This is a genomic window from Trebonia kvetii (assembly GCF_007827045.1).
Taxonomy (GTDB): domain Bacteria; phylum Actinomycetota; class Actinomycetes; order Streptosporangiales; family Streptosporangiaceae; genus Trebonia; species Trebonia kvetii.
The window spans coordinates 1-635 of sequence record NZ_RPFW01000026.1 but is presented as its reverse complement, the minus strand read 5'-3'; the positions used below and the strand labels follow the sequence as shown (position 1 = coordinate 635).

The 635-nt window shown below is 40.9% G+C and carries 1 protein-coding gene; it reads right to left on the bottom strand.

Translation table 11 applies throughout. The features are described 5' to 3' along the window. Positions 1 to 601 (bottom strand): hypothetical protein (locus EAS64_RS42800; protein ID WP_145862452.1); only part of this gene is annotated, 601 nt, incomplete at its 3' end. Between the last annotated feature and the right edge of the window lie 34 nt (positions 602 to 635).

Sequence of the window (635 nt, the reverse complement as noted above, 5' to 3'; positions counted from 1 at the left end):
GGTATATTTTTTTAGGATATCTTGCGAGCATGCTCTTTGAATCACGGAAAAAGGCATATGGGTTTCTATTGCGTTTTTCGACAAGAGATTTTTTCATAATTTTAGCCGATATGTTCATATAGCATCTGAATAATAATGGCATTTCCTCCATTCTGGGATATTCTTTGGCTTCGAAAATCTCCACCCGAGAGCTGGCCGCATTCTTATTGCGGCCAGATGCCAGAATTGTTTTCAGAGATCTTTTTGCTTCGAAAATTTCTATGTGTGATATCGCCATATCTTCAACGCGATCGACATCCAGAACGATTTCAAAATCAAAGCCTACTTTGTGGGGGCAGGTGAAATCCAGATCCAGTGTAAGAAAATTCTCCGTTTTGGAAAAATCATTATGATAGTCTTTAAATGAGAATTGCGCCTCCTGGAGAACTTCTTTCCCATGCTCCAAAGTGGCGCTCATTTTGATGATCGTCTCTTTAGATACCAAAGACGATATATATGCCCGTGCGCGATATCGCCCCTCTCGGATTTCAAAATGCGGACCGAACACGACAACGCCGCCACTCTCCGTTTTGGGAACTACAATTTCTTTGCCAAGTTGCATTCCAATTTTTGTATGCATATCCGACATATTCAAA